At 64.6% G+C, this 23,310-nt stretch carries 19 protein-coding genes; 11 read left to right on the top strand and 8 right to left on the bottom strand.

Annotation, left to right across the window (positions count from 1 at the left end; all coding sequences use genetic code 11):
- Positions 1–35: 35 nt before the first annotated feature.
- On the bottom strand, positions 36–926 hold the full coding sequence (locus tag BLW56_RS14485; protein ID WP_256203480.1) for an alpha/beta hydrolase family protein: 891 nt from the start codon (positions 924–926) through the stop codon (positions 36–38).
- 2 nt (positions 927–928) lie between these two features.
- Positions 929–1,696, bottom strand: coding sequence for a crotonase/enoyl-CoA hydratase family protein (locus BLW56_RS14480; protein WP_093511368.1), 768 nt, complete (start codon positions 1,694–1,696; stop codon positions 929–931).
- A 241-nt stretch (positions 1,697–1,937) separates the two neighbouring features.
- Between BLW56_RS14480 and BLW56_RS14475 the strand changes: the two genes are divergently transcribed.
- Positions 1,938–2,132, top strand: a complete 195-nt coding sequence (locus tag BLW56_RS14475) for a DUF465 domain-containing protein (protein ID WP_256203479.1) — start codon at positions 1,938–1,940, stop codon at positions 2,130–2,132.
- 68 nt (positions 2,133–2,200) lie between these two features.
- Positions 2,201–3,184: a TerC family protein gene (locus tag BLW56_RS14470; RefSeq protein WP_093511367.1), complete on the top strand. Its 984-nt coding sequence runs from the start codon at positions 2,201–2,203 to the stop codon at positions 3,182–3,184.
- 143 nt (positions 3,185–3,327) lie between these two features.
- On the opposite strand, the gene BLW56_RS14465 is transcribed toward BLW56_RS14470, so the two are convergent.
- Positions 3,328–4,920, bottom strand: a complete 1,593-nt coding sequence (locus BLW56_RS14465) for an isocitrate lyase (protein WP_093511366.1) — start codon at positions 4,918–4,920, stop codon at positions 3,328–3,330.
- Positions 4,921–5,061: 141 nt separating this feature from the next.
- Here BLW56_RS14465 and BLW56_RS14460 point away from each other — a divergent pair, with 141 nt between their 5' ends.
- The 3 genes from BLW56_RS14460 (at position 5,062) to BLW56_RS14450 (ending at position 9,008) form a co-directional block, all read left to right on the top strand.
- Positions 5,062–6,450, top strand: coding sequence for a helix-turn-helix domain-containing protein (locus tag BLW56_RS14460; RefSeq protein ID WP_093511365.1), 1,389 nt, complete (start codon positions 5,062–5,064; stop codon positions 6,448–6,450).
- Between the two features lie 94 nt (positions 6,451–6,544).
- Positions 6,545–7,858, top strand: a complete 1,314-nt coding sequence (locus BLW56_RS14455) for an HD-GYP domain-containing protein (RefSeq protein WP_093511364.1) — start codon at positions 6,545–6,547, stop codon at positions 7,856–7,858.
- A 100-nt stretch (positions 7,859–7,958) separates the two neighbouring features.
- Entirely contained in the window at positions 7,959–9,008 is a 1,050-nt protein-coding gene (locus tag BLW56_RS14450) for a L,D-transpeptidase family protein (protein WP_256203478.1), read from the top strand.
- Between the two features lie 42 nt (positions 9,009–9,050).
- Here BLW56_RS14450 and BLW56_RS14445 read toward each other — a convergent pair whose 3' ends face one another.
- The 3 genes from BLW56_RS14445 to BLW56_RS14435 are packed head-to-tail and all read right to left on the bottom strand — an operon-like array spanning position 9,051 to position 12,678.
- Complete coding sequence (locus tag BLW56_RS14445) at positions 9,051–10,880, bottom strand: DUF885 domain-containing protein (RefSeq protein WP_093511362.1); 1,830 nt, start codon at positions 10,878–10,880, stop codon at positions 9,051–9,053.
- Positions 10,881–10,926: 46 nt separating this feature from the next.
- Positions 10,927–11,637: a helix-turn-helix transcriptional regulator gene (locus BLW56_RS14440; protein WP_093511361.1), complete on the bottom strand. Its 711-nt coding sequence runs from the start codon at positions 11,635–11,637 to the stop codon at positions 10,927–10,929.
- Positions 11,638–11,643: 6 nt separating this feature from the next.
- Positions 11,644–12,678: a mannose-1-phosphate guanylyltransferase gene (locus BLW56_RS14435; RefSeq protein ID WP_256203477.1), complete on the bottom strand. Its 1,035-nt coding sequence runs from the start codon at positions 12,676–12,678 to the stop codon at positions 11,644–11,646.
- A 128-nt stretch (positions 12,679–12,806) separates the two neighbouring features.
- On the opposite strand from BLW56_RS14435, the gene BLW56_RS14430 reads away from it, so the two are divergent.
- The 5 genes from BLW56_RS14430 to BLW56_RS14410 are packed head-to-tail and all read left to right on the top strand — an operon-like array spanning position 12,807 to position 20,466.
- Positions 12,807–14,195 carry a TIGR03013 family XrtA/PEP-CTERM system glycosyltransferase gene (locus BLW56_RS14430; protein ID WP_093511360.1) on the top strand — a complete coding sequence of 463 codons (1,389 nt, stop codon included), beginning with the start codon at positions 12,807–12,809 and terminating at the stop codon, positions 14,193–14,195.
- On the top strand, positions 14,174–16,318 hold the full coding sequence (prsK, locus tag BLW56_RS14425; RefSeq protein ID WP_256203476.1) for an XrtA/PEP-CTERM system histidine kinase PrsK: 2,145 nt from the start codon (positions 14,174–14,176) through the stop codon (positions 16,316–16,318). The genes BLW56_RS14430 and prsK overlap by 22 nt, the downstream gene beginning before the upstream one ends.
- Positions 16,315–17,700 carry a PEP-CTERM-box response regulator transcription factor gene (prsR, locus tag BLW56_RS14420; RefSeq protein WP_093511359.1) on the top strand — a complete coding sequence of 462 codons (1,386 nt, stop codon included), beginning with the start codon at positions 16,315–16,317 and terminating at the stop codon, positions 17,698–17,700. The genes prsK and prsR overlap by 4 nt, the downstream gene beginning before the upstream one ends.
- Positions 17,701–19,548 (top strand): tetratricopeptide repeat protein, encoded by a 1,848-nt coding sequence (locus BLW56_RS14415; RefSeq protein ID WP_093511358.1) that lies wholly within the window; start codon positions 17,701–17,703, stop codon positions 19,546–19,548. It abuts the gene before it with no gap.
- A gap of 24 nt (positions 19,549–19,572) precedes the next feature.
- Positions 19,573–20,466: a hypothetical protein gene (locus BLW56_RS14410; RefSeq protein ID WP_093511357.1), complete on the top strand. Its 894-nt coding sequence runs from the start codon at positions 19,573–19,575 to the stop codon at positions 20,464–20,466.
- A 33-nt stretch (positions 20,467–20,499) separates the two neighbouring features.
- Here BLW56_RS14410 and BLW56_RS14405 read toward each other — a convergent pair whose 3' ends face one another.
- Together BLW56_RS14405 and BLW56_RS14400 are read right to left on the bottom strand one after the other, a co-directional pair.
- Positions 20,500–20,847 (bottom strand): GntR family transcriptional regulator, encoded by a 348-nt coding sequence (locus BLW56_RS14405; RefSeq protein ID WP_093511356.1) that lies wholly within the window; start codon positions 20,845–20,847, stop codon positions 20,500–20,502.
- 71 nt (positions 20,848–20,918) lie between these two features.
- A complete protein-coding gene (locus BLW56_RS14400; protein WP_093511355.1) occupies positions 20,919–21,500 on the bottom strand; it encodes a nitroreductase family protein in 582 nt (193 codons plus the stop codon).
- Positions 21,501–21,684: 184 nt separating this feature from the next.
- Here BLW56_RS14400 and BLW56_RS14395 point away from each other — a divergent pair, with 184 nt between their 5' ends.
- The gene (locus BLW56_RS14395; protein WP_093511354.1) at positions 21,685–23,307 is read left to right on the top strand and encodes a peptide MFS transporter; all 1,623 of its coding nucleotides are present in this window, start codon (positions 21,685–21,687) and stop codon (positions 23,305–23,307) included.
- Positions 23,308–23,310 lie beyond the last annotated feature (3 nt).

The following is a 23,310-nucleotide window of genomic DNA, read 5'->3' as shown; positions in this document are numbered from 1 at the left end:
CTTGTCTGCGTCGTGACGGCAGCGCGTGGGGTGGATCATTTCCCGGCTTTGAGGGTCTCGAGCCACCCCAGAATCTCGGCCTGCAACCGCACGCGGGCGTCAGACCAGCTATGGTCGGTCGCGACGTGCAGCGTCCTGAGCTTTGCGCCGCCACCGTTCTTGCCGATCGCGGCCGACAAGGCGTTGCTCATCGGTGCCAGCCCGTCGTTCGACGTCAGGACGAACAGGCTGGTTCCGGTGAGCTGCGGCGCGGCCTTCACGAAGTCGAAGCGGTCGGTGTTGGCGATGATTTCGTCGGCCATGATTTCGGGCGTCGTCCCGGCGAGCGCCTCCATGCCGTTGCTGCGCAGCGCCTTCACCGCCTGCTCGCGCGGCAGCTTGCCGAGCCAGCCCATATTGCCCGCCGAGATCATCGCGGCGCCGAGCAACGCCTTGTCATGCGCGGCGGTAAGTGCGGTGACCCATCCGCCCATGCTGTGGCCCATGATGACGAGACGTTTCGGATCGATCCGCAGCTTCGCGGCATTGACGGGATCGCGGGCGAAAGCGAGCACCGCGTCTGCATCTTCCAGATTTTGAGAAAAGCGATACTCGCCGGGGCTGCCCCACGAGCCGCGATAGTTGAAGGTGATGACGGTCCAGCCCGCGCGGCGCATCGCCTGCGCTAGATCAAGGCTCTTTTCGTTGCCGGGCAAGCCATGACAGAGGATGACCGTCGGATGCGGGCCGGCGCCTTGCGCGACATAGACGACGCCGTTGATCTTCACCGCGCCGCTCGGGATGTGGACGACTTCCATCGCAGCAGGGTGCGCCTTGTCGGTGGGCGGATCGGTATAGACGGCGGCGGGGATGTCGGTGGCTTGTCCCATCGCGGGCAGGGGCAAGGTGAGCAGCGCGGCTGCGATCGATATCTTGGACATCTTCATCGTCATTCCCCCTTGAAATCGGCGAAACTGCCGCCGCGTCCGGTGCCTTCGGTAAAGCGCTTCGCGCCGGCCTCCGCGCCTTCGCGCAAGGGGGCGACGCCAGCGTGCGCTTCATATGCCAGCGCGCCTTCGATATCGAAATCCCACTGGCGACAGGCGCTGATCCGGTCGCTGTTCATGCAGATTTGCGGGAAGGCGGCGATCTGTTTCGCAAGATCGATCGCGGCAGCGAGTGCTTCGCCTTCGGCGACGACGCGGTCGGCGAGGCCGATCCGCTGCGCTTCGTCGGCGGTAACGGGGCGGCCGGTCAGGATCATGTCGAGCGCGCGGCCTTGTCCGACGATACGCGGCAGGCGGACGGTGCCGCCGTCGATCAACGGCACGCCCCAGCGGCGGCAATAGACACCGAAGATCGCGCTGGCGGCGGCGACGCGAAGATCGCACCACAGCGCGAGTTCGAGCCCGCCCGCGACGGCGTGGCCCTCGACCGCGGCGATCACGGGTTTTTCAAGCAGCATCCGGGTCGGACCCATCGGGCCGGGACCGTCGGGATCGTATCGGCTGGTGCCGACCGCGCCGAGGTCGAATCCGGCGCAGAAATGGCCCGCGCTGCCGGTCAGGATCGCGACCCTTGCTTCCGTGTCGGCCGCAAAGGCGGCGAAGGCCTCGCGCAGCCCGTCGGCGGTGGCGGGATCGACCGCGTTGCGCTTTTCCGGCCGGTCGATCGTAACGATCGTCACCGGTCCGTCCTTCGCGATTATGACGCTCATCGAGATTGCTCCTTTTATCGATACAGCGTGGCGCGGCGCGGGGGGACTTGCAAGCAGCGGGCACGCTCCCTACATAAGAGAAATGCGGGCCGGGCCCCTCTGGCGTCGGCGGGAAATTTCCCGCCACGTGATGTCGGACCGCATCGGGTGACCCCGATGCTCTGGCCCTATCTCCCCCCTGTTTCCTGGGGTCCCGGCATCGGCGTCACCTGCTTGATTTTTCGATCAGGAGGCCCTTTTTATGATGTTCAATCCCAATTTCTATCGTCTGACCCAGCTCCATCGCCAACTCGACGAGGCCGAACGGCGCGAAGCGCGCCAGCGCGGTGCCGATCCGTTTCGCCTGTTGCGGCTGAAGACGTTGAAGCTCGCGGTCAAGGAGCGGCTTGCGGGGTTGGCGCTCCGCCCGTCGCTGCGACCGGCGCTGGCACGCTAATCCCAAAAGAATGACGATCGAGGGCGCTGCCGAAAGGCGGCGCTCCCGGCATATCCAGGGAAAAGATCATGGAATTTCTGTTCGCCGACTGGCTGGGTACCCCGGCCTGGTTCTGGCTTTCGTTCATCACGCTCGTGATCGCGCTGACCGCTTTCGACCTTGGTATCCTCAACAAGGAAAACAAGGAGATGGGGATTGGCGAGAGTTTGAAGCTCTCTGCCTTCTACATCGGTATCGCAATGGCATTCGGCGCGTGGGTCTGGGCCGCCAAGGGCGGCGAGGCGGGCCTGCAATATTACACCGGCTTCTTCATCGAGAAGGCGTTGTCGATCGACAATATTTTCGTCATCTCGCTGATTTTCACGACCTTCGCGATCCCGCCGCGCTACCAGTATCGCGCGCTCCTGTGGGGTATCGTTGCGGTCATTGTGCTCCGCGGTATCATGATCGCGGGCGGCGCGGCGCTGGTCACCGAATATGGCTGGGTGCTTTATATCTTTGCGGCATTCCTCATCTTCACCGGCGTGAAGATGCTGTTCGCGAGCGACACGCCGATGGACGTGAAGGGAAATCCGGTCGTAAAATGGCTGTCGCGGCACATTCCGCTGACCGACGGGCTGCACGGCGAGAAATTCTTCGTGCGCGTTCCCGATACGAAGACGGGCAAGCTGGTGCTCGCCGCGACGCCGCTGTTCCTCGCACTCGTCGTGATCAACCTCGCCGACCTCGTGTTCGCGGTCGACAGCGTGCCGGCGATTTTCGCCATCACCACCGATACGTTCATCGTCTATACGTCGAACATCATGGCGATCCTTGGCCTCCGCGCGCTCTACTTCGCGCTGTCGGCGATGGTGCACCGTTTCCATTATCTCAAATATGCGCTGGCACTGGTGCTCGTCTTCATCGGATCGAAGATCTTCGTCGCCGACTTTGTGCTGGGCGGCGCAAAGTTCCCGCCGCTCGTCAGTCTGGGCGTGACAGTTGCCCTGATCGCCGGCGGGATCATCTGGTCGCTGGTCAAGACGCGCGGCGAAGAAGCCGCGTCGCAATAAAAATGTCCGCCGGAAGCGCAAGGGCTTCCGGCGGACAGGCTTTCCTCCCCAGGAAAGCTTGGGAGGCACGGGGGTCGGGTCGCTGGCCCCCGCGCCAAGATGGGCGACGCGGGGGGTGCAACGGGCCCCCGCGTCTAACTCGTTTACGCGGCGAACTGGTTCATCGTATTGTCTTTACCGGCCGCTTTCAGGGCGGCTTCGCCGGCGAAATATTCCTTGTGATCGTCGCCGATGTCGCTGCCCGACATATTTTGGTGCTTCACGCAGGCGATGCCCTGGCGGATCTCGGCGCGCTGGACGCCCTTGACGTAACCGAGCATCGCTTCGTCGCCGAAATATTCCTTGGCGAGATTGTCGGTGCTGAGCGCCGCCGTGTGATAGGTGGGCAGGGTGATGAGGTGGTGGAAGATGCCTGCCCGCTTCGCCGAATCGCGCTGGAAAGTGCGGATGCGGTTGTCGGCTTCGTCGCCCAGTTCCGTGCCGTCATAGTCGACGCTCATCAGCTTGGCGCGGTCATAGGCGCTGACGTCCTTGCCGTCCTTCTCCCAAGCGTCGAACACCTGCTGGCGGAAGTTCAGCGTCCAGTTGAAGCTCGGCGAATTATTGTAAGCGAGCTTCGCATTGGGGACGACTTCGCGGATGCGGTCGACCATGCCGGCAATCTGTTCGATGTGCGGCTTTTCGGTTTCGATCCAGAGCAGGTCAGCGCCGTTCTGCAGGCTCGCGATGCAGTCCATGACACAGCGGTCCTCGCCGGTTCCCGAACGGAACTGATAGAGGTTCGAGGGCAGGCGCTTCGGGCGTACCAGCTTGCCGTCGCGGTTGATCAGGACGTCGCCCGGGTTGCCCGCGCCTTCGACCTCTTCGCAATCGAGGAAGCTGTTATACTGGTCGCCGAGGTCGCCGGCTTCTTTCGAGAAGGCGATCTGTTTGGTGAGGCCCGCGCCGAGGCTGTCGGTGCGCGTCACGATGATGCCGTCCTCGACGCCAAGTTCCATGAAGGCGTAACGGCAGGCGCGGATCTTCGCGATGAAGTCTTCGTGCGGAACGGTGACCTTGCCGTCCTGATGGCCGCACTGCTTCTCGTCCGAGACCTGATTTTCGATCTGCAGCGCGCAGGCACCGGCCTCGATCATCTTCTTGGCGAGCAGATAGGTCGCCTCGGCATTGCCGAAACCCGCGTCGATGTCGGCGATGATCGGCACGACGTGCGTTTCATGGTTGTCGATCGCGGCCTGAACCTGCTTGGCCTTGAGTTCGTCGCCCTCGGCACGCGCGGCGTCGAGATCGCGGAACAGCATGCCGAGTTCGCGGGCGTCGGCCTGACGCAGGAAGGTGTAGATTTCCTCGATCAGCGCCGGAACGCTGGTCTTTTCGTGCATCGACTGGTCGGGCAGCGGACCGAATTCGCTGCGCAGCGCGGCGATCATCCAGCCCGAGAGATAGATGTAGCGGCCCTTGACGGTCCCGAAATGCTTCTTGATCGAGATCATCTTCTGCTGTGCGATGAAACCGTGCCAGCAGCCGAGCGACTGGGTGTAGTTCGCGGGGTCGGCGTCATAGGCGGCCATGTCGGCGCGCATGATGCGCGCGGTGTAGCGGGCGACGTCGAGGCCGGTGCGGAACTTGTTCTGGGCGCGCATGCGGGCGATGCTTTCGCCGCTGATGCCGTCCCATGTGCCGTCGTAATCGCGGATGAGGCGGCCTGCCTGCGCCATGTCTTCCTGATAACCCATCGTCTTGATCCTTGTGCGGAGGTGATGGGTGGAAGTTGGCGAAAGTGCCGCGCAAAGTGAAAAGCTTTGTCAATAATAATTGTGAAATATGGCGTTTAGGTGTAAAAATGCGTGTAAATTAGTAAAGAAAGTTACAAAACTATGGCGGAGCGGCGAGTGTTTGCGGGACCCGCGGTGCGCAAGGTGCGGCGCGAGGCGGGGATGACGCAGGCGGCGATGGCCGAGGCGCTCGATATCTCGCCAAGCTATCTCAACCTGATCGAGCATGGGCAGCGGCCGCTCAGCGCCACGGTGATCGTCAAGCTGGCCGAACGGTTCGGTTTCGATGCGGCGAAGCTGGGCGCGGAGGATGTGCCGGGCGGGCTCGCCGGGCTGCGGCGCCGGTTGGCCGATGCGCGTTTTGCCGACCTCGGGATCGGCGCGCAGGAGGTCGAGGAATGGATGCAGAGCGCGCCAGCGACCGCCGCGGCCTTTGCACGGTTATTCGACGCGGCGCCCGAGGCCCGTGCGGCGGGTGAAGCCGAGGCGCCCGAAGTTGCCGCCGTGCGCCGCGCGATCGAGAAATGGCGCAACCATTTCCCCGACCTCGACGTGCGGGCCGAGGAACTGGCCGACGAGCTGCGACTTGCGGGTGGCGACCTGTATGGTACGATTTCCGAGCGGCTGCGCACCCGCCACCAGCTTGGTATCCGCATCCTGCCGAGCGACGTGATGCCCGACCGGCTCCGCTGGCTCGACTGGCACGCGCGGCAACTTATGCTGAGCGAGCTGCTACGCCCCGCCTCGCGCACCTTTCAGGCGGCGGCGACGCTGGCGCAGATCGAGGCGAAGGCCGAGATCGACGCGCTCGTCGCGGGTGCCGAATTTGCCGAGACCGCCGCGGCCAAGCTGTTCGAGCGCCATCTGATCCAATATTTCGCCGCGGCGCTGATGATGCCGTACAGCCGGTTCCTGCGCGCATGCGACGCGACGGGATATGATCTACTGCTGCTCCAGCGACGTTTCGGCGCGGGGTATGAGCAGGTGGCGCACCGACTGACCACCTTGCAGCGCGTCGGCGCGCGCGGGCTGCCCTTCTTCATGCTGCGCGTCGATCGCGCGGGGCAGGGAAGCAAACGTTATGCCGGTGCAAGCCAGTCGCCGCTGGTCGACGGCGACGCGCGCTGCCCGCTGTGGGGCGTCCACGAAGCGTTCGCCCGCCCCGGCGAGGTCGTCGCCGACCTGGTCGAATTGGAGGACGGATCGCGCTGGTTCACACAGAGCCGCTCGGTCGCCGCGCCCGGCGCCACGGGCAGCGGGACGCCGGCGCGCTTTGCGGTCTGCGTCGGCGTCGATGCCAAGGTTGCGGCTCCGTTGATCGCGGCGCGCGGGATCGATCTTATGCGCAGTCCCGCGACACCGATCGGGCTGGGCTGCCGTCGCTGCACGCGCACCGGCTGCGTCCAGCGCTCGATGCCGCCGCTGGGCCGTCCGCTACGCTTCCGCGAGGGCGAACGCGGGGTAAGCGCGTTCGATTTCGCGGGGGACTAAGGTTAACGATTCCTTGCCGGCGCATTTAAAGTGGCACATAGCGTGCCGTATTGGGAAAGGTGCGTGCCTATCAGGCGGCCGCAACGGGACCATAATGCTTGTAAGAATTGATCCGCAGGACGTCGAAATCGGCATGTTCGTCCACGCCTTTGAAGGGTCGTGGTTCGATCACCCGTTCTGGCGATCCAATTTCCGGGTCGAAACCGCCGAGCAGCTGGAGCGCATTCGCAGTTCGGGTATCGAGGCGCTGATGATCGATCCCGATCGCGGGCTGGCGCCGTCCGAAAGTAAGCGAGACGATAAGCGCGAGCGCGCGCCGCGGCGAAACGCCTCGCGGGCGTGGCGAAAGCCGCTGGCCAACGCCTTGCGCCCGCGTTCGCGAACGACGTTTGCGGCACCCGATCCCGAGGATCGCGCGGCGCCGCGCCCGCGCCGCGGCTATGCCGGAGAATGTCGCCGCGCGAAGCAGGTCATCGACCGGACGCGCGGCGCCGTCACCGATATGTTCGACGCCGCGCGATTGGGGCGCGCGGTCGAGGTTCGGCGCATGGTGCGCCTAGCCAGCTCGATCGGCGCGTCGATCGAACGCGATGCGAAGGCGCTGATCAATCTCGTCCGCCTGAAGGAAAAGGATCAATATACCTATCTCCATTCGGTCGCCGTCTGCGCGCTGATGATCAATTTCGCGCGGCACCTGGAGCTCGATCCGCAGGAGGTCGAGGATCTGGGAGTGGCGGGCCTGCTCCACGATGTCGGCAAGGTTGCCGTGTCGGACGAGATATTGAACAAGCCCGGGGCCCTGTCGAAAGGCGAGATGCAGTCGGTGCGGGGGCATCCGGCCGCCGGGCACCGATTGCTCGCGAGTTCGCGCGGCGCGCCCGAACTGGCGCTGGAACTTTGCCTGCGGCACCATGAGAAGATCGACGGCACCGGATATCCGGGCGGATTGAAGGGCGAGCAATTGTCGCTGGCGGCGCGTATGGGCGCGATTTGCGACGTCTATGACGCGGTGACGTCGAACCGGCCGTACAAGACGGCATGGACGCCGTGCGAGGCGTTGACCGAGATGCAGAAATGGAAGGGCCATTTCGATCCCGCGCTGCTCGATCGTTTTGCCGACAGCCTGGGCATTTATGCGGTCGGTACACTCGTCCGGCTGTCGACGGGCGAACTTGGCATTGTCGTCGGCAGCGCCGGCGAGGCCGACGAAGAGGTGATCGTCCGGGCGTTTTTCGACTGCGACGCGCTCGCCGAGATCAACCCCGTCGATCGCGCGATTGCGCCGTCGGCGGAGCATCCTCGGATCATCGGCCGCGACAGCCCGACCTTCTGGCGCTTTCCCGACTGGGACGTCTTGCGCCATCGGGTGCTGGCGGCAAAGGTTGCGCCCGAAAAAGCGGAAGGCTGAGCACGCGCTTCGGCCCTCCGCGTCCTCTTGTCGCGCATCCTTTCGCGAACAGGATCGTTAATCCTGTTCAAGCTGCGAGGACAAGCATTTGAAACCTATCTTGATTATACCGTGTCTGTTGCTGGTCTCGGGCTGTAATGCGGCCCCCGACAAGGCGACGTCAGAACAGGCGCCGGCGACCGCTGCCGCGCCGGACTCGCTACGCTTCGAGGATGCAAAAAACGCGGCGCCCTTCGCCGAGACGCCGATCCTTCGTGCGCAGGTGCAACTTGACCGTCTCGGTTTTTCGCCCGGTGTGATCGACGGGAAGGAAGGACAATCCTATGTCGCGGCGCTTCGCGGTTTTCAGACCGCGCGTGGTCTGGACGTCAGCGGCAAACTCGACGCGGCGACCGGGCAGGCGCTGCAAGAAGCAGGCAATATACCGGCGACGCGGATGGTCGTCATACCCGCCGGCTTTGCGAAAGGGCCGTTCGTTCCCGCCTTTCCCAAGGAGGCGGCCGACCAAGCCAAATTACCCGCGCTGGGATATCGCAACCTGACCGAAGCGCTCGCCGAGCGTTTCCATACGACGCCCGAGACGCTCGTCGCGCTGAACAGTCCGTCGACGCTCGTCGGCGCAGGGCGTCCGTTTCGCGTTCCCAATATCCCCGACGTCGATGTCGCGAATATGGAAAAGGACGAGCGCGGCTGGAACGGCACGCTCGAGCGGCTAGGTGTCGCGCCGCAGCAGGTGGCGGCGGCAAAGGTCGTCGTCGACAAATCGGATGGCGTGCTGAAGGTTTATGATGATGGCGACAAGCTGATCGCGCAATTCCCCGCGACGATGGGCAGTAGTCATGATCCGCTGCCGATCGGCACTTGGAAGATTCAGGGCGTTAGCCGCAATCCCGATTTTCATTACAATCCCAAGCTGTTCTGGGATGTGAGCAACAGCAAGGAAGCGGTGTTGCTGCAACCCGGGCCGAACAGTCCGGTCGGCGTCGTGTGGCTCGACCTCAACAAGCCACATTATGGCATTCACGGAACGAGCGAGCCGCATACGATCGGCCGCGCCGAAAGCCATGGCTGCGTCAGGCTGACCAACTGGGATGCCGCGCGTCTTGCACAGATGGTGAAGCCCGGAACGCCCGCAATCTTCCAGAACTAAGGCCCTTCGCCTGTTCGCGCAGGCGAAGGGCCTATCGTGCGATCAGGCTTTTTGCGCGTCAGTCCAGCGCGCGATGACCGAGTCGAGGACCGAAATGGGCATCGCGCCCGCCGACAGGGCGGTGTCGTGGAAGCCGCGAAGATCGAACTTGTCGCCAAGCGTCGCCTTTGCCTTTTCGCGGATGCGGACCCAGCTCGTTTGCCCGACCATATAGCTCGTCGCTTGCCCCGGCCACACGCAATAGCGTTCGATTTCGGTGATATTCGACGGTTCGGGGGTGCCGAGCGCATCGTTATAATATTGGATCGCTTTCTCGCGCGTCCATTTATAGTGATGCAGCCCGGTGTCGGCGACGAGGCGCGCGGCACGGAACATATAGCTTTGCAGATAGCCGAGCCGGCCCCACGGGTCGTTTTCATAGACACCCATTTCGTCGGCGAGCTGTTCGGCATACAGGCCCCAACCCTCGGTATAGACTGAGTAGGCGGGCAGGCGGCGAAGGCGCGGAATGCCTGTCGCTTCCTGTGCGAGTGCGATCTGGTGGTGATGGCCGGGCGACGCCTCGTGATAGGTCAGCGTCGGCAACGTCCAGCTCGGGTTTTCGGCGGTGTCGCGCAGGTTGATATAGTAAGCGCCGGGACGCGAGCCGTCGAGCGCGGGGATCTGGTAATAGCCGCCCGTCGCGCCGTCCTCGATATCGGCGGGGACGCGGCGAATTTCGACTTTCGCCTTGGGCAGGCGACCAAAGGCTTCGGGTAGCCGCGCCTGGATCGCCTGCATCTGGGAGTTGAGTTCGGCGATCAGCTTTTCCTTGCCGGCGTCGGTGTTCGGATAAAGGAAGCGCGGATCCTTGCCGAGCGCGCGCATACGTTCGGCGACGGTTCCCTTGGTCATGCCCTGCGCCTTGAAGATCGCATCGGCGCGTGCGCTGAGTTCGGCGACGCGGTCGAGCCCGAGCTTGTGTACCTCCTCGGCCGACATCCCGGTCGTTGTCGCGAAACGAAGCGCATAGGCGTAATATTCGTCGCCCTTGGGCAGGCGCCACACACCGGCGTCGTGCGTCGCGCGGGGCCGAACGGCCTTAAGCTCGTCCGCCTGGCGACGCATCGCGGGATAGATGCGGTCCTTGACGATTGCGGCGCAGCGCGCGGCCCAGTCGCCCGGGATATCCTTCGTCTTGGCGGCAAGGTTGGTCGCCAGCCCGTTTGCGGCGGGTGCGGGCGCCCAGATGCGGTCGAACTGCCCGAGCGTGCGGTCGATCACGAAATCGGGCGGGATGATGCCTGCGGCATGGTCGGCCTTGATGCGCCCCGTCTCGTTGTCGAGTTGCGCCGCGAAATCATTGCAGCGCGCCAGATAGGCCTCGGCATCGGCGGCGTTCGCGATGCTGTGCTGGTTGATCAGGAAATCGGGGACCGAACGATAGGAGCCGCTGAGCTGCGTCACCGGGTGCGGTTCGGGCCAGCTATGGAGGCCGTAGCTGAACGTATCATAGGCTTTGACATAATCTTCCCACGGACCGCGGAAGGTTTCATAGTTTACGAGATCCATGCCCGAGAGCTTTGAGACGTCGATCTTTTTCAGTTCTGCGAGCCCTGTACGATAGAGGTCGTGGCCGCGCTTGATCCCCGCCGGCGAGCGGTCGGCGAGCTTCGATTTGGCCGCTGCATTATCGCCCTTGTCGAGACCGAGCGCCGTTGCGAATTCGGGGTCCTGGTCGACGAGCATGTCGTAGATGCGTTCGTAGATCGCGGTGAGTTTCGCGCCTTCGCCGCCGGACGTATCGGCCAGCATGGCGCGCGCGGGCGAACGGGCCCCGGCAATGGCGGATGTCGCGGCCAGCGCGGCAAGCAGGGTACGGCGGTCGAGCATGAGGGTCTCCGTTAAGTGTGTAATGGTGGAGTATAACGGCGCGAGGTCAGCGCTGTCTTGTATCCATTTGACGTCGCCGCCACCAACCCGGCGTCGCCCCGGTCAGCCGCGCGACCGCATGCGTCATATGCGCCTGATCGGCGAAATGGAGGCGATGTGCGATGTGGGCGAAGGGCTCGCGCCCATGACGCGCGGCGGTGAGGGCGGCGCGCGCGCGGACGTCGGCGCGATAGGATTTCGGCGTGCAGCCATAGGCGGAGCGGAAACCGCGGCTGAGCGTTTCGGCACGGACGCCCTTTTCCTCGGCCCAGTGCGCGAGCGCGAAGGGGGCGAGGCGGCGGAGGTCGTCGGCGAGCAGATCGGGCCAGTCGAGGGCCGTGGTCCCGGCTGTGACGAACATCTCGGCGAAATAGGCCGACGCCGCGCGCGCGTCGCGCTCCGCGAGGCGGACAAGGCGATCGGGGTCCGCGACGTATCCGCGCATGGTCCGCGTCGTCGCGAGTTCAGGGGGCAGCGCGAGAACGAGCACCCGTGCGCCCTTTGCCTCGAACCGGTCGAGGTGCGATTCGAACGCGTGATGGACCAGGGCGTCGCCCGGACGAACGTTCCAACGCCCCTCGTCGCCGGCCTCCTGATAGCCGCCTTCGAGCACGACTGCGACGAAGGCGTCATCGTGACAGTGGCGGTCGCGAAGCTCGCCCGGGCCGTGATCGAGCAGGCCCAGCGGTGCTTCGGCAAAGCAGGAATATCCGCCCATGACCGCCTATTCGCGGGCCTTGGCGGCAGCGCGCACCTCTTGCGATCTCTCGAGCGGAATCACCAATATGTCGTCGCCGTCGACGATGACGGCAATATTGTCCATGCCGAGGATCGAGACGCGCTTGTCGCCCGCGCGGACCAGATTGCCGCGGCTTTCGTGCAGAAAAGCGTCGCCGGTAACCGCGTTGTCGGCATCGTCCTTGTCGGCGAGTGCGTGGATCGTGTGCCAGCAGCCGAGGTCGGACCAGCCCATCGCCGCGGGCACCACCGCGACGCGATCGTCCTTTTCCATCACCGCATAATCGATCGAGTCCGACGGCGCTTTCGCGAATTCGACGGCGTCGGCGTAGAGCGCGTCGCCGTCGCGCATCCCCGCCGCAACGGCCTTGTCCGCCGCTTCGAAGATCGGACGGCAATGCGTCAGCATCGCATCGCGCATCCGCGCGGCGCGAAACAGGAATATCCCGGCGTTCCAGCTGTATCCGCCCGCCGCGAGCATCGCTTCGGCGTCGGCGAGCGGCGGTTTTTCGACGAAACGGTCGACCGCGAAGCCGTCTTCGCCAAGCGGACGGCCCGCAGCGATATAGCCGAAGCCGGTTTCGGGGCGATCGGGCGTGATGCCGAAGGTGACGAGCCAGTCCTGCTGCGCGAGGCGTACCCCCTTGGCGATCGCGGCATGAAAGGCCGGGACATCGGCGATGACATGATCGCTCGGCATGACGAGGAGCAGTGTATCGGCATCGGCCTGAGCGACGGCAAGCGCGATCGCGGCGGCGGTGTTGCGCGGCATCGGTTCGACGAGCAGCGTTTCCTCGCGGTCGTCCATCTGTTCGCGGACCATCGCGACATGGCCGTCGCCGCACAGCACGATGGGCGGAAGAAAATCGGGCCCCGCAGGCGTGCGCTCGACGGTCTGACGGAACAGGCTGCGCTGGCCGTGAAGCAACAAGAACTGTTTCGCGCGGGTGCCGCGCGATTCGGGCCAGAGCCGCGTGCCGGCGCCGCCGCACAGGATAACAGGCTGGATCATCAGCGTCATGGGCGTCGGTCTATCCTGTTGAATGCGGCGGGTCACCTTGTCATTCGCGATATAGCGAGTGTAAAATTAACCGACAGTTGACGCCTCCGCTATAGGGTCGCGCGAGCGAAAGGGTCTGGCGAGTTTCGATGTTTCGGCTGTTTAAACATTATGTTCCGCACGCGGTCGTCTGGCTGGCGCTGATCGAGTTTTTTGCGCTGCTCGGATCGGCAGAGGGCGCATGGCATCTTTATGCCCATCAGGCCGGGTTCGACGCCGGGCCGCTCGCGAGCCGCTGGCTTCCGCTCCTGACCTTCGGTGTCGCCAATTCGCTCGCGATGATGGCGACCGGGATGTATGGGAACGAAGGGCTGCGCTCGATGCGTTTCGCCACCGCGCGCCTGCTCGCCGCAATCTCGCTCGGCGTGATCTTCCTTTCGGTGCTCGGTTTCCTGCTGCCGACCGCGACGCTGTGGCGCGCGAACAGCCTGTACGCGATGATCTTTGCCATCGCGGTGCTCTTCGTCATCCGGCTCGCCCTGACCCAATCGTCGGGTACGGAGGCCTTCCGCCGCCGCATCCTGGTGCTTGGTGCTGGGCCGCGTGCCGCGCGGCTGGCCGCCTTGGCCGATGCGCCGGGAAGCGGGCTCGAGATGGTGGGCTTCGTTGCGATGAGCGCGGCGGAAAAGACCGTGACGGGGGCCGTCCCGCGCGACGATATTCCCAATCTGTCCGATCATGTCGTTGCGCTTCGCGCCGGCGAGGTCGTTCTGGCGCTCGAAGAACGGCGCAACGCATTGCCGCTCAACGACCTGCTGCGCGTCAAGACGACGGGTGTGCACGTCAACGATATCGCGAGCTTTATCGAGCGCGAGACCGGGCGCGTCGACCTCGCGACCACAAACCCCAGCGGACTGATCTTTTCCGACGGTTTTTCGGCGGGGCAGCGCATTTCGAAGGTCGGCAAGCGGCTGTTCGATATTGTCGCCAGCCTGCTGGTCCTCGTGGTCGGCTTGCCGCTGGTCATCGTTGCAGGGATCGCCGTGATTCTCGACAGCCGCGGGCCGGTTTTCTACCGCCAGCCGCGGGTCGGGCTGTTCGGCGAACCCTATGATATCTTCAAGATCCGTTCGATGCGCACCGATGCCGAAGCGTCGGGCAAGGCGGTGTGGGCGAGCGAGAACGACCCGCGCGTGACGCGCGTCGGCCGGATCATCCGCAAGCTGCGGATCGACGAACTGCCGCAGACCTGGTGCGTGCTGAAGGGCGACATGAGCTTCGTCGGCCCGCGCCCCGAACGGCCGAGCTTCGTGGAGGAACTCGAGAAGAAGCTGCCCTATTACGCCGAGCGCCACATGGTGAAGCCCGGGCTGACGGGGTGGGCGCAGATCAACTACCCCTATGGCGCCTCGGTCGAGGATGCGCGGGTCAAGCTCGAGTATGATCTCTATTACGCCAAGAACTACTCGCCCTTCCTCGATCTGCTGATCCTTCTCCAGACCGTGCGCGTCGTGCTGTGGCCGGAGGGAGCGCGGTAGCGGTGGGCGCGCTGGCGAGCCTGTCCCAGATCCTGTCGGCGCTTGCGCTAACCGGCTTTGCCGGCGTCACCCTGTGGTTGCTGACACGCTCGCGGGCGCGCATGGCGGCGCTGATGCCGGCGCCGCGGCTTCTGACGCTGGCGGCTGCAGCGACGGCATTATGGTGCGGCGCATTGACCCTCTTCGGTGCCGGATCGTCGCAGTCGCTGGTCATTCAAACCCTGCGCGACATCGCGATGCTTGGTTGGGTGGGGGCGACATTCTGGTCGCCGCGCGCGCCGATGTCGCGGCCGCTGCGCCTGATCCTGCGCATGCTCGCAACGATCTGCGTTCTGACCTTCCTGCTTGGCGCCGCGGCGCATGTGCGGGCGGGTGCCGCCGCCGAGCCGTGGATGACGCCAACACTGACCTTTGCGACGCTGATCGTCGCGATCGGCGGGCTGCTCGTGATCGATGGCGGGGTTCGTCATGCGAGCGCGGGGCAGCGCATGCCGGTCATGGCGGTCGCGGGCGGCTTTGCGATGCTGTGGGCCTATGAACTCAACGTCCAGTTGATCGGCGCGCTGACCGGCAAGATCGCCTCGACGCTGATCGCGCTGCTCCCCGCGATCGCGCTGCTGATCCTGCCGGTCTATGTCGTCGCCGCACTCGATATCGGACGCGAGCGGATGCGCCTGTCGCGCACGGCCGCGACGCGCACGCTGATCCTTCTCGGTGCCGCGGCCTATCTGATCGTCATCGCGCTGACCGGCGCGGTCGCGCGCGTCGCCGGCGGCGACTATGCCGAACTGGCGCAGGCGATCTCGCTGGTCGTCGTGATCGGCGCCGGCGGGGTGATGCTCGCTTCGTCACGGTCGCGCGCCTGGTTGTCGGTGATGATCTCCAAGCATTTTTTCGAGCATCGTTACGACTATCGCGCCGAATGGATGCGCTTCACGGCGACGCTGGGGCAGGGCGCGAAAGGGGATGGGGGCGAGGACGACCGCAATCTGCATCGCCGCGTCGCCAAGGCGCTCGCCGAACTGACCGGTAGCCCCGGTGCGCTGCTGATGCTGCCCGGTGCGTCTGGCGGTTTTCGTGTCGCCGAGCAATGGCACTGGCCCGATGGCGCGAGCGAGGACGCGATGCTCTCGCTGCGCTCGGCCTTCATGCTGCAGGAGACGCAGCATATCGTCGACCTCGACGCGGAGCGGCGAGGGCAGGCCGGCGCCGACCTCGCCATTCCCGACTGGCTGATCGCGGACAGCCGGGCGTGGGTGATGGTGCCGGTGCTGCATTTCCAGCGGATGATCGCGATCGTCATCCTGCATCGGCCGCCGGTTTCGCGCGCGCTCGACTGGGAAGACCTCGACGTGCTGCGCATCGCGGGGCAGCAGGCGGCGAGCTACCTTGCCGAATCGCAGAGCCAGCAGGCTTTGTCGGAAGCGCGGCGCTTCGACGAATTCAACCGGCGCTTCGCCTTCATCATGCACGACATCAAGAATCTGGCGAGCCAGATCGGCCTGCTCGCGCGCAATGCCGAACGCCATGCCGACAAGGCCGATTTCCGCGCCGATATGGTCGAAACGCTGAAGATTTCGGCCGGACGTCTCAGCGACCTGCTCGTCCGGTTGGCGCCGCGCGAACGCGGACCGGCGGTGGAGGCGGGGCGGACGATGGTCGAACCGGTGCTGCAGGAAATCGCCGCCGAGATGCGCGCGCGCCGTGTGCTGTTTGTCGGGTGCCAGGCGGGATTGTCGGCATGGGCCGATGCAGGCGCGATCCGGCAGATCGTCCAGCATCTGGTCGCCAACGCGATCGACGCGTCGGAGGCGGGAACCCCGGTGCAGGTCATCGCGGTGGCCGAGCATGGGCGGGCGCGTATCGACGTGATCGATCAGGGCAGCGGGATGACGCGCGAGTTTATCCGCAGCGAACTCTTCAAGCCCTTCGTCTCGACGAAGGAATCGGGTTTCGGGCTGGGCGCGTTCGAAGCGCTGCAGATCGCACAGGCGATGGGCGGGGGGGTCGAGGTGGAAAGCGAGCGGGGCAAGGGGAGCAGCTTCACCCTGTGGTTGCCGCTCGCCGATGCGCGTGACGATATGGGGGGCGACGCCCGCGTGATGAAAATGGGATCGAAATGAACGACAGCGGGGCCAATCTGCGCAAATTGCTGGTGGTCGAAGACGACCCGGGGCTGCAGACGCAGCTCAAATGGGCGTATGAGGATTATCAGGTCTTCGTTGCCGGCGACCATGATGCGGCGATCGAACTGCTGCGCGCTGAGGAGCCCGATGTCGTCACGCTCGACCTTGGCCTGCCGCCCGATCCCGACGGGACGCGCGAGGGGTTCCGGACGCTGAAGACCATTTTGGAGGTCAAGCCCGACACCAAGGTGATCGTGGTATCGGGACATGGCGAGCGAACGAGCGCGCTGACCGCGATCGCGAACGGCGCGTGGGATTTCTACAAGAAGCCGATCGACATCGAGGAATTGGGACTGATCGTTCGCCGCGCCTTTCATGTCCGCGAGCTGGAGGTCGAAAATGCCCGGCTGGCGGAGCAGGGGGCGACCGACAATCGCGTGCTTGGCGGGATGATCACCGGCGCACCCGAGATGCAGAAGGTCGCGCGCACGATCGAGCGCGTCGCGAACCTCGATGTCAGTGTCATGCTGCTCGGTGCGAGTGGTACGGGCAAGGAATTGCTCGCGCGCGGACTCCATGAGGCAAGCGCGCGGCGCGACGGTGCCTTCGTCGCGATCAACTGCGCGGCGATCCCCGAAAACCTGCTCGAAAGCGAGCTATTCGGGCATGAAAAAGGCGCATTTACCGGCGCGGTGAAGACAACCGAGGGCAAGATCGAACTCGCGCACGGCGGGACGCTTTTCCTCGACGAAGTCGGCGACATCCCATTGCCGTTGCAGGTCAAATTGCTGCGGTTCCTGCAGGAACGGACGATCGAGCGGATCGGCGGACGCAAGGCGATTGCGGTCGACACGCGGATCGTGTGCGCGACGCACCGCGATCTCGACGCGATGATCGCCGAACAGAGCTTTCGCGACGATCTTTATTACCGGCTCGCCGAGATGGTCGTGAAGATTCCTTCGCTCGCCGAGCGGCCGGGCGATGCCGTGCTGCTAGCGCGGCATTTCCTGCATCAATATGCGCCCGAGATGAACCCGGCCGTCCGCGGCTTTGCTCCCGATGCGCTGCAGGCGATCGACGAGGGGCGCTGGCCCGGTAATGTTCGTGAACTGGAAAACCGCATCAAGCGCGCGGTGATCATGGCGGACGGCAAGCTGGTACTGCGCGAAGATCTCGACCTCGCGGGTAGCGGGAACGGTGACGGAGAGGGCGAGGAGGCCTGGCTCAACTTGCGCAGTGCGCGCGAGGCGGCCGACCGCGTTGCGATCCGCCGCGCAATGACGCAGAGCGAGGGCAATATCTCGGCAGCGGCCAAGCTGCTCGGGATCAGCCGCCCGACGCTCTATGATCTGCTTAAACAGTATCGGATGCAGGCCTGAATGGATTTCCGCCGCGTCTGTACTAGTGCGCTGCTGTTCGTGGCCCTGCTGCTCGGAGCATGTGACGACGCGCCGTCCGCCGCGCCGCGCAAGACGCTGATCGAGCGCCGTGCCGCGCTTCAGGAAGCCATCGCGAACGACCCGGCGGCGATCGCCGAGCGGGTTGAGCTGGCGCGCGTCGCGATCCGGCTGGGCGACGGCGTGGGGGCGGAAGCGGCGGTGAAGGGTGCGCTGGGCGCGGGAGGTAGCGCGGCGGCGCTGCGCCCGCTGCTGGCGCGTGCCTATGCGATGCAGGGGGAAGGTTCGCGCGCGCTCGAAACGCTGGATGACGGGCCGATCATCCCCGAGATGATCGGCGAGGCGGCGTGGGTCGCGGGCGACGTCCATCTGGCGAGCGGCGACTTGGGCGCGGCGCGCGAAGCCTATGACCGGGCGGTGCACGAATTGCCGCGCAACTCGGCGCTGTGGGTCGATGTCGCCCGTTTTCGCGACGCTTATGCAGACACGCCCGGTGCGCGCGATGCGGTCGACTATGCGATCGAACTCGACAAGACGAACAGCGCGGTGCTGGCGCTGAAGGCGAACCTCGTGCGGACGCAGGAGGGCCTGACCGCCTCGCTCGACTGGTATGAAAAGGCGCTGGCCGCGGATCCCGATAATGAAGATGCGCTGATCGAACAGGCGGCGACGCTGGGCGACCTTGGCCGGTATCGCGACATGCTGACCGCGTTGCGCCACGCCGCGACGATCGTGCCGCGCGACCCACGCCTCTTTTACCTGCAAGCCGTGGTCGCGGCGCGCGCGGAAAATTATCGGCTCGCGCGCAGCCTGCTCCAGCGCACGCGCGGCGAACTTGACGAGCAGCCCTCCTTCATGCTGCTGAGCGCGATCGTCGAACTCGAACTGGGGGGCGAGGCGGTCGCGGCGACATGGGCCGACCGCTTGCTTGACGAGCAGCCGCAGAATTTTACCGCGCGGCGCATTCTGGGGGCGGCGGAATGGGCCGATGGCGACGCCGATGCCGCTCTCGACGCGCTGCTGCCGCTGGTCCGGCGTCCCGACGCCGATAGCTGGTCGCTGCTGCTTGCGGCGCGTGCGGCGGCCGAACTGGGGCGGCGGATCGAATCGGCGGACTATCTGGCGCGCGCAGCGGCGCTCTCGCCCGGCGAAGCGGTGCCCTTTGCCGCCGATGACGATTATGGGCTGCTGACGATGGCGGCCGATGCCGAACCGCTCGACCCTGCCAAGGTGATCCCGGCGATTGCCGCCGACCTTGCCGGCGGGAACAGCGCGCGCGCGATTCTCCGGGCGACGAAGCTCCGCGACGCGAACCGCGGCGTTGCCGATGCACATATCCTGCTCGGTGACACGGCGCTTGCCGGCGGGCGATATGATCTGGCGGTACCGGCCTATCGCGCGGCGCGCAGCCTCGACGCGAGCGAGCGGACGACATTGCGCCTCGCCAATGCGCTGTTTCGAGCGGGCGATGCCGCCGGGTCCGGCGCGGCGATCCTCGCATTGCGCAACATCCAGCCGTCGAGCATCGCCGCCGATCGGCTGGCCGGCCATCTTGCGATGGATATCGAGCATTGGGACGAGGCCATCGCGCATTTCGAGCATGTCCGCCGCCGTATCGGTGATCGCGACGTTGTGGTCCTGCGCGAACTCGCGCGGGCGTGGGTCGCGAAAGGCGACGACGATCGCGCGCTGCCGCTGATCGACCGCGCCTATCGAATGCAGCCGTTGAACAGCGGGATCATGGAGTTTTACGCCGACCTGCTCGACCGGCGCGGCAAGAAGCAGGCTGCGGCGGATTTGCGCGACAAGGCCGCGCAGATCGGGCGTTAGGCGAAGCAAAGCAGGAAGTTCAGTTTGGCGATCGAGAAACTGATGAAAAAGGAAAGCGAACGATCCGGGCGCAGCCATCTAGGGCGCATATCCGTCATTGCATCGGTTTTGGGTTCGGTGCTGGCGGCAATGATTTATGCTGCGATCAACCCGCATGTTCAGGCCTCCACACCCATTGACGGCGGGATGAATTTCCTGCTGGTCGCAAATATCGTCCTTTTCTTTGCCCTTTTTATTGCCGTTCCGGTCGGATTGCTGCTCGGAATTCCTTTAATGGCCCTCACTCGCCGCCACTTGTCCGAACATATTTTCGTCGCGACGCTCGCCTTCGCAATCATCGGCTTGGTCGGGGGGCTGGCTATCTGGCATTTCTCCGGGACCTATGCGGTCGATAACGCCCAACTTGTTTTCGGTGCCTGCGTCGGCGGCATGCATCCACTGGTTTATGGTCGCGCACATGGTGTGCGGTGGCCCCGGATCGGCGCGTCTTTGCTGGTTGCTGCGGCGGTCGTCTCATCGTTGGCTTACGCCGGACGGGATGTCGTCAATCTGATGAACAGCCGCGCCGAGTTTGAATCGCTGTGCGACAACGACCCGGGTGTCCGCGGGGTGATGGCCGACAGGGTGGCGCTCAAACGGCGGGGGCTGAATGTCGAAAGCCGGGGCAAGTGGAGCAAGGATATGAAATGGCTCTCGCTCTACAGACGAGAGGATCGAATCCCGTTCGACGACGCACATGTCCTCATTGTCCGCGATTATGTTTACGCGCCCACTGGGCTGGCGGGTCTTGCTACGGGCGGGCGCCGTTTGGAGCGACATTGTCTGTCGGAAAAGAAGGGCCGCGATGCCGACATGTTGCGTGGACTCGGTTTCGGAAAACGACCGACCTTGGCGGACCTCTACGAAGGTCGCGGCTGAACTCGAACTTTCCGCGGCGCTCCGAAAGCGCGCTCAGGCCTCGGTAAGGTCCAGAAGCGCGCGCGCGTCGAGGCCGATGCGGCGCATCTGATCTGCGACGGGGGGCCAGACATTGGCGAGGAAGTCGGCGCGCATCAGATCACGCAGGCGTTCGGTCGCGCCCTGGGCGACGAACATGCCGACCCCGCGCTTGACCGTTACCAGCCCTTCGTCCTGAAAGGTCTGATAGGCCTTGGCTACGGTCAGCGGATTGGCGCCTTCCTCGGCCGCGAGCGAGCGGACCGACGGCAACATGTCGCCGTCACGGAACGTGCCGTCGAGGATGGCGTTGGCGATGACATCGCGCAGGCGCTGGTACACGGGTTTTGACTGATCGAGCATGCCGCCTTAATGCCATAAGACAGCAGCACAGTCAAATGCGACTAATTACAAATTTGATGCCGACTATGAAACTAAATTTCCCATGACCGCACGACGTCGTCATATTCGGGACGGGGGCGTTCGTCGAGTTCGCGAGCCGGGGTACCAAGAAAGAAGTAGCCGACGATCGTGTCGCCTTCGCCGGCACCGAATGCCGCGGCGACTTCGGCGCTATAGGCGGCCCAGCCGGTCAGCCAGCTCCCGACGAAACCGTGCGCATGCGCGGCGTGGAGCAGGTTCATGCCGACCGCACCGGCCGACATTTGTTGTTCCCACACCGGGATCTTGCTGCCCGCGACCGGCGTGGACAGGAGGACGAGCAAGGTCGGGGCCTGATGCGCGAACTGGTCGAGCGCCGAAAGGTCCATGCCGGCCGCGCCCGGATTTTCCGCAACCCATGCTTTTTTGAGCAGCGTCGCAAAGGCCTCGCGCTGGTCGTCGGCGACCGTGACGATGCGCCAGGGGGCGAGTTTGCCGTGATCGGGTGTGCGCAGGGCAAGTGCGATGATATCGCGGAGCTTGGCGGCGTCGGGGCCCGGCGCGATCATGTCGCGGGCCTTCCCCGAACGGCGGGTGGCAAGATGGGCGAGGAGAGAGGAGCTGTCGTTGAACATGGCGCGCATGTGGAGTTTTATAGGCTTCGGCGCAAGAGTTGCGAGCGATTCGCAACAGTTTTTGGCCCGCCCGAAGCGGTTTCAGGCGCAATTAGATTCTTCCCATACGCAATTTTAACGCTAGGTTGCCCCATTCGCGCGGCGGACGGCCGCGCTCAAGATAATCGAAAAAAGGGACGCTTTGATGAAAGATATTGGCCTTTGGCAGGAGGGCGACTGGATCGCGGTTATCGCGGTGATCCTCCTGGGGGCATTCCTGACCGTCGGGGCGCTGATCGCGACGAGCCGGAAGCCAGAATTCGCTGGACATCCCAAGGGCCTTTACATGCTGTTCTTCGCCGAAATGTGGGAGCGTTTCTCCTATTACGGCATGCGCGCCATCCTGATTTTCTACCTCACGCAGCACTGGCTGTTCAGCGACAGCAAGTCGAACCTGATCTATGGCGCCTACACTAGCCTCGTCTACATCACGCCGGTGCTCGGCGGCTATCTGGCCGACCGTTATCTTGGCCAGCGTAAGGCGGTGCTGTTCGGCGGGCTGCTGCTCGCCGCAGGCCACAGCCTCATGGCGGTCGAGGGCGTCGGCGGGCAGAATGACCCGACGATCAACATCTTCTGGGCCGCGCTCGCCTTCATCATCGTCGGCTCGGGCTTCCTGAAGGCGAACATCTCTGTGATGGTCGGACAGCTCTACAAGCTCACCGATACCCGCCGCGACAGCGCCTATACGATCTTTTACATGGGTATCAACGCGGGCGCCGCGCTCGGCACCATCCTCGTCGCCTATCTCGGCCAGACGATCGGCTGGGGCTTCGGTTTCGGCCTCGCGGGCATCGGCATGCTCGCCGGCCTGATCGTCTTCGTGCTCGGCAAGGGCGTTCTCAACGGCGCCGGTGAGGCGCCGGCTCCGCTCGCCCGCTCGCGCGAAATGACCATCTATGCCGTCGGCTTTGCGGCGGTCGCGGTGATCTGGGCGCTGGTGCAATATCAGGACGTCATCCAGGGCTTGCTCGCTATCTCGGGCGTCGCGTTGCTCGGTTATGTGCTTTACGAGAGCTTCAAACTCGAAAAGGAACCGCGCGAGCGCATGTTTGCGATCCTGTTCCTGATCAGCCTCAATCCGTTGTTCTGGGGCCTGTTCGAACAGGCGGGCGGTTCGATGAACCTGTTCACCGACCGCTTCGTCGATCGTGGCGGCGTGCCCGCGGGCATCTTCCAGTCGATCAACCCGATCATTATCATCCTCGTCGCGCCGCTCTTCGCTACGCTGTGGCTGTGGCTCGGCAAGCGCGGCGCCGAGCCGTCGGCGCCGGCCAAGTTCGGCCTCGCGCTCGCGCAGATGGGCATCGCGAACCTCGTCCTCGTCTGGGGCGCCGAAGCCTATGGCGTTGCCGCGATGACGCCGGTGATCCTCGTCTTTGCCTATTATTTCTTTGCCACCACCGGTGAGCTTTGCCTCAGCCCGGTCGGCCTTAGCGCGATGAACCGGCTGGCGCCGAGCTTCCTCGCGTCGCTGATCATGGGGGCCTGGTTCTATATGACCGCAGTCGGCAATTTCGTTGCCGGCAAGATCGGAGAAGCCACCGGCGGCCACGACGGTCAGATGACGAAGCAGGGCTTGCTCGACATCTATCAACTGTTCGGCTGGATCGCGATCGGCGCCGGCGTGGTTGTGCTGTTGCTCAGCCCGATCGTGAAGCGCTGGATGCATCTCGACACGCTGCGTGACGGCGACGATGTAGAAGGTCAGAAGGAACTCGCCGAGCCGCAAGCCGCCGGCATCCATCCCGAAACCAAAGGGGCGTAATCG

The sequence above is a fragment of the Sphingopyxis sp. YR583 genome (assembly GCF_900108295.1).
GTDB lineage: Bacteria > Pseudomonadota > Alphaproteobacteria > Sphingomonadales > Sphingomonadaceae > Sphingopyxis.
Note: the sequence above shows the minus strand (reverse complement) of the source record. Positions and strands in the feature narration are given on the sequence as shown.